Annotated in this window: 9 protein-coding genes and 1 pseudogene; 6 read left to right on the top strand and 4 right to left on the bottom strand. The window is 59.1% G+C overall.

What is annotated here, in order from left to right:
* Positions 1-371 precede the first annotated feature (371 nt).
* From EN749_RS38575 to EN749_RS02795, 3 genes and pseudogenes are all read left to right on the top strand, one after another.
* A pseudogene (locus EN749_RS38575) lies at positions 372-894 on the top strand (SMC-Scp complex subunit ScpB).
* Between the two features lie 533 nt (positions 895-1,427).
* Positions 1,428-2,078 (top strand): DUF433 domain-containing protein, encoded by a 651-nt coding sequence (locus EN749_RS02800; protein WP_126057624.1) that lies wholly within the window; start codon positions 1,428-1,430, stop codon positions 2,076-2,078.
* Positions 2,079-2,082: 4 nt separating this feature from the next.
* The gene (locus tag EN749_RS02795; protein WP_126057625.1) at positions 2,083-2,460 is read left to right on the top strand and encodes a DUF5615 family PIN-like protein; all 378 of its coding nucleotides are present in this window, start codon (positions 2,083-2,085) and stop codon (positions 2,458-2,460) included.
* 21 nt (positions 2,461-2,481) lie between these two features.
* On the opposite strand, the gene EN749_RS02790 is transcribed toward EN749_RS02795, so the two are convergent.
* Genes EN749_RS02790 through EN749_RS02780 form a run of 3 tightly spaced genes read right to left on the bottom strand, consistent with a single transcriptional unit; the run spans position 2,482 to position 12,213 of the window.
* Positions 2,482-5,115 (bottom strand): ATP-binding protein, encoded by a 2,634-nt coding sequence (locus tag EN749_RS02790; protein WP_126063810.1) that lies wholly within the window; start codon positions 5,113-5,115, stop codon positions 2,482-2,484.
* Positions 5,112-6,236, bottom strand: a complete 1,125-nt coding sequence (locus EN749_RS02785; protein ID WP_126057626.1) for a DNA repair exonuclease — start codon at positions 6,234-6,236, stop codon at positions 5,112-5,114. The genes EN749_RS02790 and EN749_RS02785 overlap by 4 nt, the downstream gene beginning before the upstream one ends.
* A gap of 13 nt (positions 6,237-6,249) precedes the next feature.
* Positions 6,250-12,213, bottom strand: coding sequence for a DUF3320 domain-containing protein (locus EN749_RS02780; protein WP_126057627.1), 5,964 nt, complete (start codon positions 12,211-12,213; stop codon positions 6,250-6,252).
* 671 nt (positions 12,214-12,884) lie between these two features.
* Here EN749_RS02780 and EN749_RS02775 point away from each other — a divergent pair.
* The gene (locus EN749_RS02775) at positions 12,885-15,569 is read left to right on the top strand and encodes an AAA family ATPase (protein ID WP_126063811.1); all 2,685 of its coding nucleotides are present in this window, start codon (positions 12,885-12,887) and stop codon (positions 15,567-15,569) included.
* A 21-nt stretch (positions 15,570-15,590) separates the two neighbouring features.
* On the opposite strand, the gene EN749_RS02770 is transcribed toward EN749_RS02775, so the two are convergent.
* The gene (locus EN749_RS02770; RefSeq protein WP_185928960.1) at positions 15,591-15,875 is read right to left on the bottom strand and encodes a hypothetical protein; all 285 of its coding nucleotides are present in this window, start codon (positions 15,873-15,875) and stop codon (positions 15,591-15,593) included.
* 104 nt (positions 15,876-15,979) lie between these two features.
* Between EN749_RS02770 and EN749_RS02765 the strand changes: the two genes are divergently transcribed.
* Positions 15,980-17,437: a metallophosphoesterase gene (locus tag EN749_RS02765; RefSeq protein WP_126057628.1), complete on the top strand. Its 1,458-nt coding sequence runs from the start codon at positions 15,980-15,982 to the stop codon at positions 17,435-17,437.
* Positions 17,438-17,439: 2 nt separating this feature from the next.
* Positions 17,440-17,921 (top strand): hypothetical protein (locus EN749_RS02760; RefSeq protein ID WP_145990871.1); only part of this gene is annotated, 482 nt, incomplete at its 3' end.

The raw sequence follows: 17,921 nt of genomic DNA, 5'->3' as shown, positions 1-17,921 counted from the left end.
TGACATTTTTTTTTGGCGCCATCATCGCACGTGGCATTTTCTAAAAACCAAGACGTGTCAATTTGTAAAATCAAGGATGCGGCCGCGCCCGTTGCGAGGATTTGCAGGTAGCTCTTCAGCCCCAACACGATGTGTGAGGCGGCGGTGGAAAAGGCAACCGACGGCGTCGACGCGTCCTTTGATGATCGCAAGCGATATGCTTCGTCGCGAGCCCAGATTGCGGTCTCGGGCACAAGGCGAGATCACAGTTCTGCGATCTGTGGTAACGCGAGCCCGCAAAGCGCCGCTGCGGCCACCGCTTTTGGAATCTGGACGAGATTCGTCGTCGTCTGAGATCAGTTGATCGAGCAGTTCGCGCGCGCGGGACGCGCTTGCGGTGCAGTCTCTCCCGCGAGCTCGCCCGTGACCTTCTCATCGACGACATCCGAGAGCTGCGCGGACGGCCCTATGACCTCGTCGCTGTCGCCGGCGGCTGGAAGCACCTGACACGGCCGGCCTATGCCGATGCCATCCGCGCCTGCGGAAGCAGCGGGCGTGCCGTGGACCTGACGTGGTCGGACGTGCTGATGCTGATGTGCATCGGCACTTCCAGCCGATTACCCGCGCCGAATTGTCGTCGGTTTTCGGGAAGTAATCAGTCGCGACCTGATCGGCCATCTGCGGCACCGGCCTGATCGCGTCGAACCCGCGCAGTCCGACGCCCGGCGCTCCCTACACCTATGTGACGACAAAAGCGTCCTGCTCGAGTTCGGCCTCGACACGCTTCGCGATCTCCCGGACTGCGAGGCGCTCGAGGATGCCGGGCTGCTGAGCAGAGATGAGCTGCTTGCTGGTGAAATTATGCCAGAGTTGGCTAGTGGCCATGAGGATGCGGGTTTGGATACGGAGGAATAGCTTGGCGCTGCAGACGCTGTGGCCACCGGGCTTGCGAGTGCTTCCAGCTTTCCATAGCGAATCTAGCGCGCCCAAGGGCGTCCGAAATTTGTAGGCAAATTTCGGACATGGACACGGTCAGCGACGTCAAGCAGGCAGCGGTATGCGGCCTCTGCACCGCTGTCGCCCAAAAATTCGTGGCCATGGGCAAGCCCCACTTGAGACCCCCAGAGAGAACGCTCGTGAGCGATGGAAACGGTTTTGGTCCAAAGCTTGATACAGATGGCCTGCAGATGGGTGTAGGGTTTCAAAGCGCTCGAAGACGCGCCTTCGCAGAGTTAAAAGTCCGCGACGAACTCGTGTGTCGTTTGTCGCCAACTGCAAATTCGATAGTTAGCGCAATTATACTGCGCCGAGTCTGCCATCTCGAGCCCCAAGGGTTTGTGAGGCCTCTCGGCTCACCACCGCCTTTGCTAACCGCCGTGATTCCAAAGACGCGTGCCTTTACGGAGGGGGTCAAACGGCCTATATTATTCTTTATAAGGAGAAGAATAATGGGCACACTTGCTCGCATCTACACCCCCGCAGAGGCAGCCGCCGTCAGCGGGATAGGAATCAAGGCCGTGCACAATGCGATCGACAAACGCATTGTCGATACTGTGCCAAGCACTGCTCGGCGCATCGGTGGGGTCGTCCGACGGGCATTGACCGGCGAGGATTTGCTGCGGCTCAAGCTTTGGTATGGCGTGGGTGCGACATTGCCCGCTGATCGTCGCTACCGCCTGTTCGAGGAAATCAAAGCTGCCCCAAGGGCCAAGACCGTAAGGGCCGACGACCTGCTGATCGTCGACGTCGCCGAGGCACGTAAACAGCTCAAAGCGCGCATCGTGGATCTTGATGAAGCGGAGGCCGCCATCGGCCGCGTTAAAGGGGTGATGGGCGGAGAGCCTGTCTTCAAAGGAACCCGCATCCCTGTTCGTATGATCACGACGATGCTAGCGCAGGGCGCAGATGAAGCGGAGGTTCTGGAGGGATATCCGAAGCTAACGCCGCGCGTGATTGAGCTCGCCAGAATGTGGGTCGCCGCGCACCCGGTTCGTGGGCGGCCTAAGAAGCTGGTCGAGCAGGGCGTGAAAATAAAGTCGTCGAAGCGCGTGGTTTTGAAGGGCGACCCAGGTCCGTCGGCCAGGTCGAGACGCGTGTGACCTCGTGAGGTTTCTGATCGATGAGTGCCTGCACACGTCTCTGGTTGCGGTAGCCCAAGAACGCGGACATGAAGCAAACCACGTCAACTGGCTTGGGCTAAGCGGCGAAACCGACTGGGACCTCATGCCGCTCATTATCGATGAGGATTTCACCTTCGTCACCAACAATGCTAAGGACTTCAGGAAGCTCTATGCCAAAGAACCGGTTCACGCCGGCCTGATTATCGTCGTCCCTCAGGTCGGGCCTGAAAAACAGAGAGAGCTCTTCGATGCTCTCCTCGAGGATCTTGGCCCAGAGGAATTCCTGATTAATGAAGTTATCGAAATCGAGATCGAAAACGGCATTGCAATCGTAACACGATACGATCTGCCGTCGCCCTAGCTGAGGCTGCGCGATCTCCGCTTATGACCGACCCGGTTGCCAGTCGCTCATCTGCAAAATGTTACCGCCGAGTTTTGCAAACGCGCGTTGGCGGCAGGAGAAAACGAGAATCTGCTGATCGTGTGATTGACGATGCAAAGCGTCGAACATGCGCTCGATGCGGTCGTCATCGGAATAAACCAAAGCGTCATCCAGGATAACCGGTGTGGGTCGGCCGTCGCGGGCAAGCAAACGGGCGAAGGCCAGACGTGTCAGAACCGAAAGCTGTTCTCGCATGCCGCCACTCAACCTATCGACATCCTCATCCTGACCATTGCGGCGAACGGTCTGTGGCAACAGTGTGTTCTCGTCGAACACTATGGAGATGTCATCGAATAGCAATCCAAGCAGCGGTCGCAGCTCGGACATGACCGGCTTCAGATAAAGATCGCGTGCCGTCGAGCGCGCAGCGACCAGCGTCGTGCGCAGCCGGTCGAGGACGGCTTTTTCGAATTCGAAGCGTCTCGCTCGCTCTCCAGCGATTTCCAATTTTTCTGTGGCCTCGCGCAAAGCTTCTTCCACCGCGTCGTCGGACCGAGTGCGAATATGGCCATTGAGATCGGCCAGGGTTACACGCAACTGACTTGCTTCCTGTGTGGCGGCATCCTGAACCGAACGGGCGCGGCGCAGAACGGCTTCAGCGCTGGTGAGATCGCGAGCGCCGTCGCGCAGGGGAGCAGCGCGCATTTCGGCCGCTTCGCGCAGCTTTTGTCGTGCGGTGGCCTCGGTGAGCAGCAAGCGCCCCTTTTCCTCGCGCGCTGCATCGGGTCCCAATATGACCTCGAGGCTGGTCAGTTCCGCCTGGATGGTGACATAAGCCGTCTCCGCAGCCATGACAGCCTCGTCGGCATGGCTGCGCAAAGGCAAGGCCTCGCGCACGCTGTTGCGTGTTGTCGCCACACGCTGCTCGGCTGCGGCATGATGTTGCCGGATCTGTTCTGGATCGACTTTGAGTTCGAGGTCCCCGGCCCCGAGGGCACTCAGACGAGCAAGCTCCTCGTGTAATTGCTGTATCCCCTTGGGCGCGAGATCGGCAAGTCGCTGACGCGCCAAGCCCAGTTCGGTAGCTTTGTCGCGCGCTTCCACTAGGCGCTGGCGTGCCGTCCTGAGGCTATCGACACCGAGGGACGCAAGCAGGCTGCGGTGCTTCGCTTCGGCGTCTTCGATGGTCCGGTCGGCCTGCTGCGGCCGATTCGATCGCAGGGTCAAGGCTCCGATGCCGGCAATATCCAGGCGTACGGTGCCAGCAAAGCTTTGGTCTTCTGCATGGGGCAAGGGCTTGGCATCGATGGTCACCAAATCGGCGGCGCCGTCCCGGTATTCCATGCATAGCGTCGGCAGGGTTGCCAGGTGAGCTGCACGAAGGCTGGCGATCTCGATTTCGAGCGCCTGGAGTTGCTCGACAGCTTGTTCCGGCACCGCCAGCATCGCCAGTGCTGCCTCTCCATCTTCGATCTGGGTTCTGGCGACTTCGGCTTGTTTCAACCGGTTGTCCGAGCCGGCCAGTTGTTCGGCAGCGTCACGCGCCAAAAGAGTCGCATCCAGCCGCGCGAGCAATTCGCGTGCTTCGCGCTCTTCCAGTTCGGCTGCTTGAACTTCGCCCATCGCTTGTTCGTTTTCGGCAATGGCAGAAGCGCGCCGATCGAGAACCTCACTGCGGCGAAGCTGCGCAATCGTCGACTGCTGGCGCAAATCCGTGGCTCGTTTGAGCGCGGTCCGAAAACTATCGAGGGCCTGCTGCGCCGCGTCGTGGTGAATTGCGGCAAGGGCAGCTTCCGCCTCGGCGGCTTTCAAGGCTTCGCTGTGCGATTTGGCGGCCTCGACTGCGGCTTCCGCGGCCGAGATGGCTTCCCGCCGAGTGGCGCCTTCTTCGGGGTTTTCAAGCTCAGACAGACGCGCCAACGCCATGCGCCGCTTGTCGAGCGAATCGCGCAGACCGGTGACTTCGGCGCTGAGACGCTGCTCGTCTTTCACCAGCTTGTCACGCTCGTCGAGCGCTGCCGCATAGAGACCGCCGCTCTTGGGACGCAGCGTTGACGTAACCAGGCTATAGAGTTCTTCTTCACATGCCGCGGCGATTTCGGCCATGCGTCGCCCGCCGGTCAGGGCTTCAACTTCCCCCTGAACCGAGGACAGTAGGCTTTCGCGCACGCGTTTTTCGCCGTCCTCCTCGCTTTTGCTGCGCCTTTCGATGCCGGTGACCCCTTGGCGAACCCAGAGCAATCCTGCCGGTCCTGCGCTTCCGCCATGGATTAGTTTGCCGATAAAGGCTTCGGCCTCATCGGCTTGAGCCAACAGTCGCCCGCCGTCGAGGTCAATAACGCTGGCCAGCCTGCCGCCATAAAACTGCTTGGCAAGTCGATAGCGTCCTTCTGAAGTGGTGATGTCGGCCTCCACCACCGGATTGCCCCCACTGTAAGGCCGCAACAGTCGCACGCCTTCGGGTGTGCCCGTGTGAGGCTGGAAAAAGAGTGCGTGCAGCGCTTCGAAGAAGGTTGATTTGCCGAACTCATTGACCGCGCAAAGCACGTTGACGCCGTCGCCGATGTTTTCGATGGCGACGCCTTGCCCGGCGAACCGTTTGACGTTGTGGAGCCGAAGGGCCGTAAGTTTCATGATCCCATCGCCTCGCAATAGCTGAACAACCGAACCAGTGCTTCTCGCGATATGTCGCGTTCGACAGCCGACCGGGTTTCGTCGCTGCTTTCATCCAACAGTGCCTGCGCTGCCTCGCGAAGGGCACCAGAGCGGTCGATCCGATCCAAATCGCCACTTTCGCAGTCGGTCGCGAGCCCGTCCCCGTCCAGTTCCAGATAGGCGAAGTCGGGCGCGGCTACCGCGATCGCCGCTTGAAGGATCGTTCGCCCACTTAACCGCACCCGGCCAGACGCGGCAATTCGCAGCAAAGTCTGACGCCGCAGATGAGCCGGTGGAAGCAACGCTTCAAATGCCGCGGCGCTGTCGTCGCCAGACAGCAGATGCAGGGGAGCGGTTTTCCAGGAAAAGCTAGCTGTTTCAACGGCCACGATCTCGGGCACGGCGCCAGGCCCGGCAATGGAAACGACAAGGGCCTGACCGGGTGTATCATGCTTGAAACGGTCAGGTTCGGGCGCACCGCTATAACGGCTGCGCTCATTGATGGTGACGGGTCCGTGCCAGTCGCCAAGTGCCAGATAATCGAGGCCGGCCTTAGTCGCGCGATCTGGTGCAATGACATCGGACGCTGCTGAATCTTCGGAAAAGTTCTGAATAGCGCCATGAGCAAGGCCGAGCCGGATGGCGCCTTGCGGCGTCGCGGCGCTGTTCATCCACTCGGTAAGGTCGCGACCGGGTCTGCGGGTGGTGCAAGGTGCAGGCAGCAGCGCCACGTCCGCGCCAATGGTCAGGGTTTCGGGCCGCGTCGCCAGCAGGACATTGTCCGGCACAACGCTGTCCGCTGCACTCCACAATTGATCAGCCAACAGGGAATCATGGTTGCCAGGCAGCAATATCCAGCGCAGAGGCGCGCTCTGGCTCATCTCGGCCATGGCCTGCCGCAACATCGCTGGAGTGGGCGTTTCGGTATCGAACGTATCGCCGGCCAGAAGTATGGTGGATGCACCATGGACGCGTGCCTGCTCTGCCAGCCGGCTGATCGCGCCATGGCGCGCTTCACGGAGCCGCCCGCGCAGATCCTCTGGCATGTTGCCGAACCGCTTGCCGATATGAAGATCGGAGCTGTGGATGAATCGAAACATGGAGTCTCCGAGACTATGTCGATGCCAGGTTGCGCTGGGCGCGATCGATGGCTTCATCCAGCCGGGAGCGTGAAATCGCCGCAAGTCGCTCGACACCGAGCAGACGTGCAAGGTCGAGAGCGGGGTCGGACTGTTCCAGAATGTCCTCGTTCGCAACGACGACAGCGGCCAGCTCGGCGATTGGAATGTCGGCAATGGACCGGCGGGCATCGGCATCGAACGGCATGCGATAATCAAGCAGGTCGACCACCGTCCCTCTCTTCCATAGGAAGCTGCCGCTGGATTCTTCAGTTCTATCGAACTCGCGCAGATGCAGGTCGATCCGCTCCCGAATCTTGTTGCCCGTTCTGAGCCAGCCATGCGCCCGTGCGATGCGCTGCGCAAGGACGTCATCTCGCAGAGGTCCTTCCTGCTCGATCACCGCGTCGACCATGGACCGCAGCGTGCCTCGGTAGACGAAGTCATAAAACTGATCCGGGCTGGTGGAAAATCCGGTTAGATCAGTCAGGCGATAACGGCCGCCCGTCGGTACGGTATCATGCGTCGAATGCGCGGCCGCAGGCAAAATTCCTGCAGATGCCGATGGGCGCTCTCCCGTCGCGAGGGGAGCGGCGACAAGTTCTGGCTCTGATTTTATCGACGGATGTTCCGGTTCGCCGGCCGATGCTAGGTCTTCGGCTGGCAATGGGTCCATGGGGTCGACCTTATGTCCCATGTCCCAATGGATCGCGGCTTCACTTTCCTGTTGTTCAGCCTGTTTGCGACGGCTTTCCTCGAGCAGCGCGGCCAGGCTGGCATGAAGCCTCTCGGTGCAACCTTCGAGATCAAACCACCAATCGGTTGACCATACCCGGACAATGTTCCACCCGAGGCCGCGCAGGACCTGCTCGCGGACCTTGTCTCGATCTCGCGCCGTGGCAGAACTGTGATAGGTCGCGCCGTCGCATTCGACCCCAGCCAGATAGGCGCCGGCGAGATCGGGATGCCGGATCCCTATATCCACTCGAAAGCCCGAAATGCCGACTTGAGGAACGATGGTCCATCCGCGCTTCTCAAGCTCGGCAGCGACGGCCTCCTCGAAAGGGGATTCCAGGGCTCCGACCGATCCGCGTTCCTGCGCTGGCAATGCCACAGCGCCGCGTTCGGCAAAATCGAGAAAGGCTTTGAGATGCTGTACGCCGATCGCTTTGGTTCGGTTGGGGTCGATCTGGTCGGCGGCAAAACCTGAAAATACGATCAGTTCCTGCCGCGCACGCGTCACCGCGACATTCAGCCGGCGTTCGCCGCCGTCCCGATTCAGCGCGCCGAAATCCATGCTGCGCTTGCCGGCATTATCTTGCGAAAAGGTGATCGAAAACAGGATTATGTCACGCTCGTCCCCTTGGACATTTTCCAGATTCTTGACGATGGCGGGCTCAATACGCTCGTCGGCAAAGAACCATTCAAGCTCCGGCTCTGTCTGGCGTGCCTTGTCGAAAAGGTCGAGGATGAGCGACTGCTGTTGCGCGTTGAAAGTGATGACTCCGAGCGTGGGTCGGTCCTTTTCCGGTAGGGCCAGCCAACGCCGCATCCTGCTGACCGCCTCGTCGGTTACCGCTTGGGCTTCGATTCGATTGGTGCGGCTTTTGCCACGGTCATAGATGCCGGTCGTGATTTTTCGCAGCTGAACTGCCCGATCTTCCACCGTTGGCGAAGGGAATGTGATGAGCCGGTTCTGATAGTAGTGATGGTTGGAAAAGGCGATCAGCGACTCATTGCGGCTACGATAATGCCAGCGCAGGTCACGTACCGGGATGCCGGCCGCTTTGGCTTCGTCGAGAATGCTCTCAAGATCCTTTTCGTGTTCGACGACTTCCTCGTCCTCCTCGTTGCGGCCAAAGAAATTGGTGGGCGGCAACTGCTTGGGATCGCCTACGATTATGGTTTGATGGGCTCGCGCGATGGCACCGACGGCGTCCCAGGTGGTGATCTGCGATGCTTCGTCGAAAATCACCACGTCGAACAGGGCTTGGTCGGGCGGTAGATATTGAGCGATTGAAAGAGGGGACATCAGCATGCACGGCGCGAGCTTGGCAAAGCTCGTCGGCATCGCGCCAATCATCTCGCGGATTGACCGGCTGGGCCGCTGCAATTCCATCTGATGGCGCAACAGGCCCAACTCGGAATTGCGCGGGACGCCTTGCACAGCCGGCAAACCATGAGCGATGGCACTGATGACGCGAAGGCTTGCTTGAGCGCGGACAAGATCGTCGATTTCCCGGAAATCTTCGATGGCGTGCTCGTGCTGGAAGCGACGGAAATTCCGCAGCACCGGATCGGCATCCAGCGTGGCCGGCAGCCACCAGCGTACATAGGCCAGGCGGAACGCGGATTGAGCTTCAGCTGGTCGCACTAGACCCGCCTCGATATCGTCGACCAACGCTCCCAGATTGTGACTGACAGCCCTGCGACGAATGCCGCACCACGAAGTCCAGTCCCGGAGAAGATGACGGGCGTCGAGCAAGTCTCCCATCGCAGTCGTCAATTCGGTCAGCGGGTTATCATGTTCTGCCCAAGAAGGCGTCTTTCCAGCAGGGATCGCAAATTGGGTCTTGGCAGCCTCGAATGCTGCAGAAGCCGCAAGGAAGCGGGCTGCCCCATAGCGCATCGTGCTATCTGCTGCACCGCTTCGCAGGCTCGGGGCGGTTGCTTGCAGGAGCGCTTTGAAATCCTCCGTGCCGAGGCCGGGCAGGCGTAGCGTCTGTCGAAGCCTTTCGGCCATCGAGAGTATCTGATCGATACGGTGGGTGTCGGTATCAAGTGCGGCAAATCCGATCGGCTTCCCAGATAGGATGTTGGCTTCGACAGTGGCCCGGCGGTCCTGCATCAGGCGCAACAGCAGCAAGTCGTGCTGAGGATCGGCTACCCCCTCTGTGACATAGCCTTGAAGCAGCTTCTGGACTTTGCGTTTGCCCAACTGACTGTTTGGCCAGAATGCAGAAGCGGCCTGCTGCCATTGCTGCTCTATGTCCTCCACCCGTATGCGCGCAACGGCAGCCTCGTCATAGCGGGCCGACAGGTCCTTGCGAGACTTGCGATAGTCTCCGATTGCCTCATTGAGAGTGGCGAGGGCTCCCCGCAACTGGGCGAAATCTCGATCAAAGACAATGCTGACGTCATAGCCGGCACTGTCCTGGAGTGCCGCTGCTAGTTTTCGCAGCGCTTCGAGCTCCGCTTTTGACGCGTCGCCTTTGGCGCGCAGGCCGATGCTCACCAGGAAGGCGTCGAGTGCGGTCGCTAGAACCTCGGACGCATTCTTGAGGGTCTTTGCCCCTTCGAGCAAATTGTCCTGCCAGCCTGACGTCCACTCGGTGACATCTATAAGACGCAAGACCGACCGCATCTCCACCGACTGAAATGCGAGACCTGTTTCGGCGGCAATATGCTCCAGCGCCAGCCGGTTTGCCTCGTCATGGGAATCGCGCGATGGCCAGGACAATCTCGGAGCGTGCTGCCGCTTGTTCTTGAGAGCGATGCCGAGCGCCAGATAAGGCGTCAGACCATTGACATGGTGCCGATGCAGCGCTTCGACATAGGCATTCAGTTCGTCGCGACGGACGCGAAGCCGCTCGTTGATCGCAATCCACTCCGCTGCGTCCACGCGCACGCCGCTTTCCCAGCTGATCCTGAGCTGGGTGAGAAAGTTGCGTCGGTCCGCCTTGCTGGAATGGAGTTCGAGACAATGCGCGCCCAGGCCATGTTCGCGCAGGCGGCGATACACCACATCGAGCGCCGCCGTCTTCTCGGCCACAAACAGCACGGTTTTGCCAACTGAAAGACAGTTGGCAATCATGTTGGCAATGGTCTGGCTCTTGCCAGTGCCGGGAGGACCGATGATGACAAAATCGCGACCCTCAGCGGCGGCAAGACTTGCGGCGGTCTGTGAGGAGTCGGCCGGCAGCAGCAAAACCATGTCGGACGGGGCATAGTGCCGGTCGAGTTCGCGCTCGTCGCGGAATGATGCGCCATTGCCCTCGAAAGCTATCTCCGGCGTGTCGATCAGATGGCGCACGACACGGTTTTCGCGCAGCGCATCGGTACGCTCGACCAGATCCTTCCACATGAGAAACTTGGCGAAGGAAAAGGTCGACAGCGCCGTCTCGTCCACCACCTCCATGCCGGGGACGTCGCGCACTGCCTGGCGCATAAGACCGAGCAGCCTCGGCACATCAACGCCGCTTTCGTCCTCGGGCAGCTCACCGGAAAACTGTGGCAGTTTGAGCTCGAAGTCGCGTTCGAGAAACTGCAACAAGGTTGCGTTGAATCGCGGTTCATCTTCATGGAAGCGCAAGGTAAAATGCGATGTTGCGCTGCGGCGCTCGATTTTGACCGGTACGAGCAGCAATGGCGCGCGATAGCTGCGCTCGTCCTCGGCCTTCTTCTTCCAGCGCAGGAAGCCGACCGCCAGGAAGAGCGTATTCGCGCCGCCCTCGGCAAAATCGTTGCGCACTTGCCGGTAAAGATCGATCAGCCGGGATTCCAATTGACGCCCATCGAGCGTCGACGGGAGCTCGTCGCGCAGAAGCGCTTCCGCGGCAAAGCCACGCTGGAGGTCACGTCCGTGCACCTCGCGATAGAGGACAGCATCCCGCTCGCCCAGTGGATTCTGTTCGGGGAGCGAAATCAGCCGGATCGAAGCGCCTGCCATCAGACGGTCCTCGAGGTAGCCGACGTCAGTACAAAGAAACGGAATTGTCTTCTTGGAGTCCGGAAAATTGAGCAGGCGGTTCCGCAGTGTCAAATCGAGGAGCTTTTTCTGCCAGCGGTCGATCCGTCCGGCCGCTGTCGTCGGCTTTACCTCGACGATCTCGACCGGCAGGGCTACCACGGCCGGTGCGGCTGGCAACGGCAACGCGATTTCGGTTGCCGCCTCTGCATCCACGCTGCGGCGCGTCGGTTCGTGCGAAGCAAGCGGTGTGATGCCGCCGCTGCGCGAGCGGCGTATATCGATGGCTGCGACAAAGGTGGCTACCTGCGTTTCGTCGAGCCGCTGTTCGATTGCGTGTTGGGCAGCCTCCAACGTCATCGCCGGCCGATGCGTCACGCCTGTCGTCTCAAACACGATGAGTTCGCGCGATGCCAGCGCCTTGCGGACCTCCATGGCATCGGGTTCAATGGCGTTGGCGAGCGTCCTTTGTGTCATCCAGACGCCGACGGCCGCGTGTCCCTGAAACATCAAAACGACGGGATGCAAGCCCGTCGCCTCCAGGGCGGACGCGAATAACAGACTGGTATCGAGACAGGTTGCCAGCTTTTCTGCCGTAATAATTGAGGGACGTCGAATTTTTTGGCCGCGGCTTTCGAAGCTCGCAGGTGGCTCTGCATAATGCAGCGATAGGCCAGCAATGGCCGAATAAATTGCGGCCGCCAGCATGAATGCGCGTTGCGGATTGCCGCTTTGATAGCCATCGAGGCTGGAAGGATGACCATGCGCTGCGAGCAGCTCCGCTGCGGAACGCAGCAGTCCTGCGATCGCCGGGTCGTTCGGCATGACGAATGCGGCGAGCAATTGCGCCATATCGACGACGCCACCCCATTCGTCGCGGGCAAGCAGGCGCACCGCAACGCGCTGCTCGGCCAGCACTGCGCCTCCTGAGGTTAGGCGCAACGTTATCTCCCCGCGCTCAGCCTCGTTGAGACCGGCCAGATAGCCGGCGTCGAGATCGATTTTTCGATCGCTTAAGGGAAGCCGGTCGCCAGCAACGATCCGATCAATTGTCCAGCTTTTGGCGCGCAAAAAAGGGGGGTTCGATGTCAGCTCGAGAGTGCATTTTTCGAAACCCTGCTGGGTCGGGTTGTTGAGCGCGATAGACCGGATCACCGGAATAGCATTTTGGAAGGACGCATATGTAAAGCTGGCGGCGATGTCCGCCACGACTTCTATTACGGGCGCGGCTGATATACCGGCAGCATCGCCAGTCTCCGAACTCGTTTCCATACCCCATCCCCTATTTTCATTTACGATAGAACTTTGCCGCCAGAATTTGAAAGTAAATTCTCGGTATGGTCGCCGCTTATGTCCAGCAGCATAGATTTCTAAAAGTGTTACCGCCCAGATAACGGTCGAAATGGAGACAGGCGATAATCGGTCGTCACGATTGGAGGGGATCCAAAAGTCGCGGAAATCGGAGCGCCGGCGCACGCTGCTGAAACCCAAGACGGGCAGGACGTCATCCGCAAATGTGTGGCGGTCCGGGCGCCATGGACCAAGCGTTGCGCGCCTATCGCGAGCGCTGTCGTGGCGCCTATCGCGGACTCGGACCCAGCCCGACAGTGACGGCGAACCTCGATCGGCCTATCGGTGAGGCGGTCGAATTCCGCCCATAGACTATCGAAAGGCACGCACTTCCAGCTCTATCTCCTCGTACGCGTTGCCGGCTACCTAAATTCGTGCGCGCGGTCCAATGCCTTTGATTGCTGATGTCGTTGTGGAGACGTTTGATCGCTGAAGCATTTGTTTGCTGACCTAGCGGCGCGGGGGGAGGTCATTTATTGGGTACATCTCCAGCACTCTATGTGCGATCGCGAGGAAAATTTGTCCAGACAAGCGAATTCATCGAATCTGGACTAATCAATAAGTATAATGATGGTAAGATTCGGGGGGCAGGAATGGCCGAGGTTGGACTTTTGGAATGGGCGGATAAGCAGCCCGACTGGATTAGGGATGCCTTAAGAAGACACGCCGCGCGGCCGGGCTTCAACCTCGAGCAGGAGGATAAGGCCGGTGTAACAGCTCGGGTCCGCCACGTCGGTGGATTTACCGCTGATCTGCCCGAATGCTCTCCGCTCTCGGCGGAGCATTTGAGGGCCAACAGTTCGAACGAGCCGCGCGCGGTGCTTTGCTCACTCGGCCCCGTCAAGCATTTGAACCGCCTCGCCGAAGAGCAGCAACTGCGTTTCGCCACCGATGGCATCACCATTATCTACGGCGACAATGGAAGCGGAAAGAGCGGCTATTGCCGGATCGCGAAGAAGCTTTGCCGTAGTCTGACGGCGGATGATCTTCTTGGCAACGTGTTCGAGATCGGCACCAAACCGCCAGCCGAAGTGCTTGTCCGGTTTCTCGAAGAGGGTGCTACGGAACCGACCCCCATAACCTGGAAGGACGGAACGCTGCCCCCCGCGTCAATTGCACGGATCTCCGTTTTCGACTCCGCGAACGCTCGCCTCTACGTCGATAAGCAAAACCGTATCGGTTTTCTGCCCGCAGCCATCGCGCTTCTCGAAAGCCATGGACGTCACCGCACCGAGCTCGAAGCCGACTTCCGGGAAGAAATCAAAGCGATCGAAAAGAACCTAAAGACACCATTGCCGAGTGGGTACACAGCTGCCGGCGCGGTCGTAAAGCTGCTGGCTCGTCTCGAAATCAAGTCAAAGGACGTGATGCCTTCCGCAGCCGAAATCAAAAACCTCGCTGCCCTCTCAGAGCAGGACATGGCTGATCTCGCTGGCCTCGAACAGGCTCTGGCAAGCGACCCTTCAACGATGGCGACAAAGCGTCGGCGTGCCAAGGCGGCCTTGGAAAAACTGCTGACTGCATCTGAACAGATCGACGCGGCTCTCTCAGCGGCGGCCCTCGAGATTTATCGCAATCTATATGCAACAGCCGATTCTACAGCGCAGGCTGCACAACTTGCCGCCTCAGGAGCGTTCGCGACTATGCCGTTGAGCGGCGTTGGGCTTTCTCCCTGGCGGTATATGTTCGACCATGCACGAGCCTATTTAGCGAGCGTCACTGGCATCGATCATCAGCACTTGCCAGATCAGGAAGGCGATCGTTGCATGCTCTGCCAGGAGCCGATGACGGCGGACGCCGCGGGGCGGATCCAATCCTTCAATGACTTCGTAACGGGCGCCGCAAATAAGGCGGCGCAAGTCGCATCTATTGCCCATGAAGAGGCCCTGCGCCAAATCAAAGGACTCACCATTGCGACCGGGGAGGCGGTTGAGGCGGCTCTCGGAGAGTTTGGCGATCTGTCCGCCGCACGCAAGGCGATGGTGGCCCTGATCTCGGCATATTATGTCGAGGCAGGTAAAAGGCGTGATGCAATTGTCGTTGCGGCTGCGCTGTCCGAGTACGCTGCGTTCCCGCAACTTGCGGCGCCAGTTGCATCGAAACTCCGAACGGAGGCGGAGGCGCTAGAGGCCGAAGCGCTGACGGACGACAAGGCAGCGGCCGACGACGGGAACCGCGCTACCGATCGAGCTCGTCGCGATACACTCAAGGATCGGAAAAAACTGGGCGACGATCTCACCATCGTTCTCGCGCGCTTGGCGAATCTCGAAGAGCGGCGCAAGCTTCTCTCATGCTGCGATGCTGTCGAAACAGGCTCGGTGTCACGGCAGATGACGTCGCTTCGACGAAGCCTCGTCATGCAGGATCTCGAAAAGCGCGTCGTCGCCGAGATTGAGACTCTGGCGTTAACGCACATCCCGTTCGCAGTTAATGATCGTAGTCAAGATGGGCAGAGCTATTTCGAGGTCGGGCTCAACGCGGCAAAAGCGATCTCAAACAGCAAGGTCTTAAGCGAAGGAGAGCAGCGCGCGCTTGCCCTGGCCTGTTTCTTAGCCGAGGTCGGAGGAGACACATCGCGTCAAGGCATGATCATCGACGACCCCGTGTCATCTCTCGACCATGTTCGGATCAGGCGGGTCGCGGCAAGGCTCGTAAAAGAAGCGGCCACAGGACGTCAGATTATTATTTTCACCCATAATCTTCTGTTCTTCAACGAGGTGGTTGACGCAGCTGCGCAGGCCAATCCGCCGATTCCCCTTGTTCGAAACTACATCAACAAGTCCGAATCTGCCGGTTTTGGCTTGATTAGCGAAACTGACGAGCCGTGGATCGCACAGTCTGTCACGAAGCGCATCGAGACTCTCAAGACGCGCCTGAAGAGCTTCGACGGCGCCACTGATTTCACCACCGATGCTTGGCGAAGGTCAGCGAAGGATTTCTACAGCGATCTTCGGGAAACCTGGGAGAGGCTCGTTGAAGAAATCCTGCTCGGTAAAGTCGTCGAGCGATTTAACAGCGATGTCAAGACACAGAGCCTGAAGGGTGTGGTGGTCGAGGACGAAGACCACAAGCGAATCTATTGGGCCATGAAGCGAGTTTCGGAGCGTTCTGGACATGACATGGCGTCCGCCAAGGCCATTCCAGTTCCAACACCAAACGATATGAAGAGCGATCTTGATGGAATTGACCAATATCGTATCGACACCACCAAACGAAAAAAGGATGCCGAAAAGCGCCGGATTGAATTCGAACAGCCTCCCAAGGCGACTGTACTCTAGCCTAATGACTATTGTCGTGTATTACTGGCCCTCACTGGCTTCATCCTGCTGCGCATGCCGGTGTCCGCCTGCCGCGGGCGAAGCCGACGTGACGAGGAAGTATCGCGAGGGCGCCAAGCCATCAATGGCTGTGCGCTCGCTCTTCATCTTGGATTTCAGCGCCGAGAAGCCTGACCGCTGGTAGTGCTTCGCCTGCACAATGTCGCCGCCGGCAAGGGCATGTCGACCATCCATCGCGTCGTCCGGTCCCTCGGGAAAGGCCTCGAAACGCTTGTCGATCTCGCGACCTACGAGGTCGCGGGCCAAATCCTCAAACTCGTTATGGGACAAACTCGAGAAATCATAAGCCATGCGCCCAGATTGAGTGCCCATTTGGTGGGCAGACAAGCAACCGGGGGCACAATTGCGTCGTGCCTCTCCATTACCAACAAAAAGATAAACGCGCTTTCCAGGCGATGCGGTCGGATGATCGTTTCGCGCTTGGCAAAAGCGAACGGATTAGTCTATGGCTCTCGGCGGGGGGGCGAGTTATGCGACGGGTGCGAATCCTTCAAGTAGGCGATATTCACTATCCGGATTGGCATCCTTCCTCTAGCAACATCGATGCCAAGGATAGCAAGTTCGCTCCGAAAATAACGCAGAAGCTACGCGCGTCTTCGCTGCGTGCCGTCTTGACGAAGCTTCGGCGGCTGACGACTTCGAAGCCCTTGGATTCGATCGCCTTCATGGGGGATTTCACGAGCCGTGGCGACAAGACTTTCATTGCTTCGGCATTCCAGCATTTCACGTTGCTCTGCCGCGCACAGGGGCGCAGTTCAAAGGCGCTTCCGTTGATATTCGTACCGGGAAATCACGATGTGAACCGTGATGACGCGCGCGAACTTGGACCGACTGAGAAATTCAGCGAAATGGCGAGTTTAGCCGCCCGCTTGGGTTGGCAGACCGTTCCCGTGGACCAACCCGTGCACTTCAGACTTCCGACAGGATCCGCAGGCGCAAACTTCATCCTCGTCAACACAGCGATAGGCAGTTGGGAGCTTCAGAACCTTCCCGCGTTCCTTCGTGATCGTCTCGAGGCACTCGGTCCTTCTACAGAACCTGTAGATCTCGGCTCGCCGGACACCTCGGGACATTCGCCCGCGACACCTCCCAGCGATCCAGACAAGGAGGCGTCCGACGACGAGTATTACGGTCAGATGGACACGCCATACATCTCGCGTGAGATGCTTGCAGGCCTACAGGAATTGCTCCAGCAGCCCGACATGCGTTACGGCATCATGATCGGCCATCACAATCTGCTGCCACAAAAGACTCCGCGCATTACGCCATACGCGGAGATGCTCAACAGCGGATTTGTCAGAACTCAGCTGCTGCAGGGCAACAAGCCTATCGTCTACCTGCATGGACACATACATGCCGATCCGGTCGAGATCGTCAACGATCCAAGGTTTCCGGACGGCAAATTGATCTGCATCTCAGCACCAGAGATACAGTCAGGTTTCAATGAGCTCGTCTTCTTCACGACCGATCAGGGAGAGCTCGTCGGCATCCGACTTATACCCTACCGCACCAATGTCGCCGACGGGACGGTCATGGAAGGCGAACATTGCTTCATCTCGACTATGTCCAACGGCAAGGCCTTTCTGAACAACGACACGTTTGACCTGATGCGCCGACTGCGCGACCATGCCACCAGGCGCGGGAATGGGTTACTCTTCTGGGACGAGATCACTGAGATTGCCGCCTCCGCCGAGCTCGGGCTAGATTTGGAAGACTCTCTTCTGATGCTCCAAGCGGCGCGCTTCGTCGAGATAGACGGCCTCACGAAGGCAAACTCGGCTTGGCGCATTAAGGTAAGGGACGAATAGAGATGGAGAATCCGTTCGGCCCCAACAGGATCGAGTACGAAAGTCGCCCGATACTGTGGTTCAGTCAGAAGTCGGCCTTGATTTCTGCCGCCGCCAAGCCGGTCTTCGTCGCAGGGACGAGAGGCAGCGGCAAGACCAGTATTCTTCGCTCGCTTTCCACAGTTCATATCCTCGAAGACAAAAGTCTCGCGGACCAAGTCGGCAAGCTCGGCTGGTATGGCGTCTTCTTCCAGCTCAATGAGACATTTTCGCCCCTAATCGACAACGCGGTTCTGAACCTCATTCCGGAGCGGATACGCTTCGACACGGCCGCCGTGATCCCGCGGCAATTCGTAATCTTCTCTCACTATCTGGAGCTGAAGATAGTCGAACGCCTGCTCGAGAGCATCAGCCAGCTCAGACGCGACAGCCACTTGAAATACCGGGCCTCTGAAGATAGGGACGTCGCCTTGGCACTGCATCGCGAAGTGCTGCACTTCATACC

This window comes from Mesorhizobium sp. M7A.F.Ca.ET.027.02.1.1, from assembly GCF_004022985.1.
Lineage (GTDB): Bacteria > Pseudomonadota > Alphaproteobacteria > Rhizobiales > Rhizobiaceae > Mesorhizobium.
This window is presented reverse-complemented; position numbering and strand designations above follow the sequence as displayed.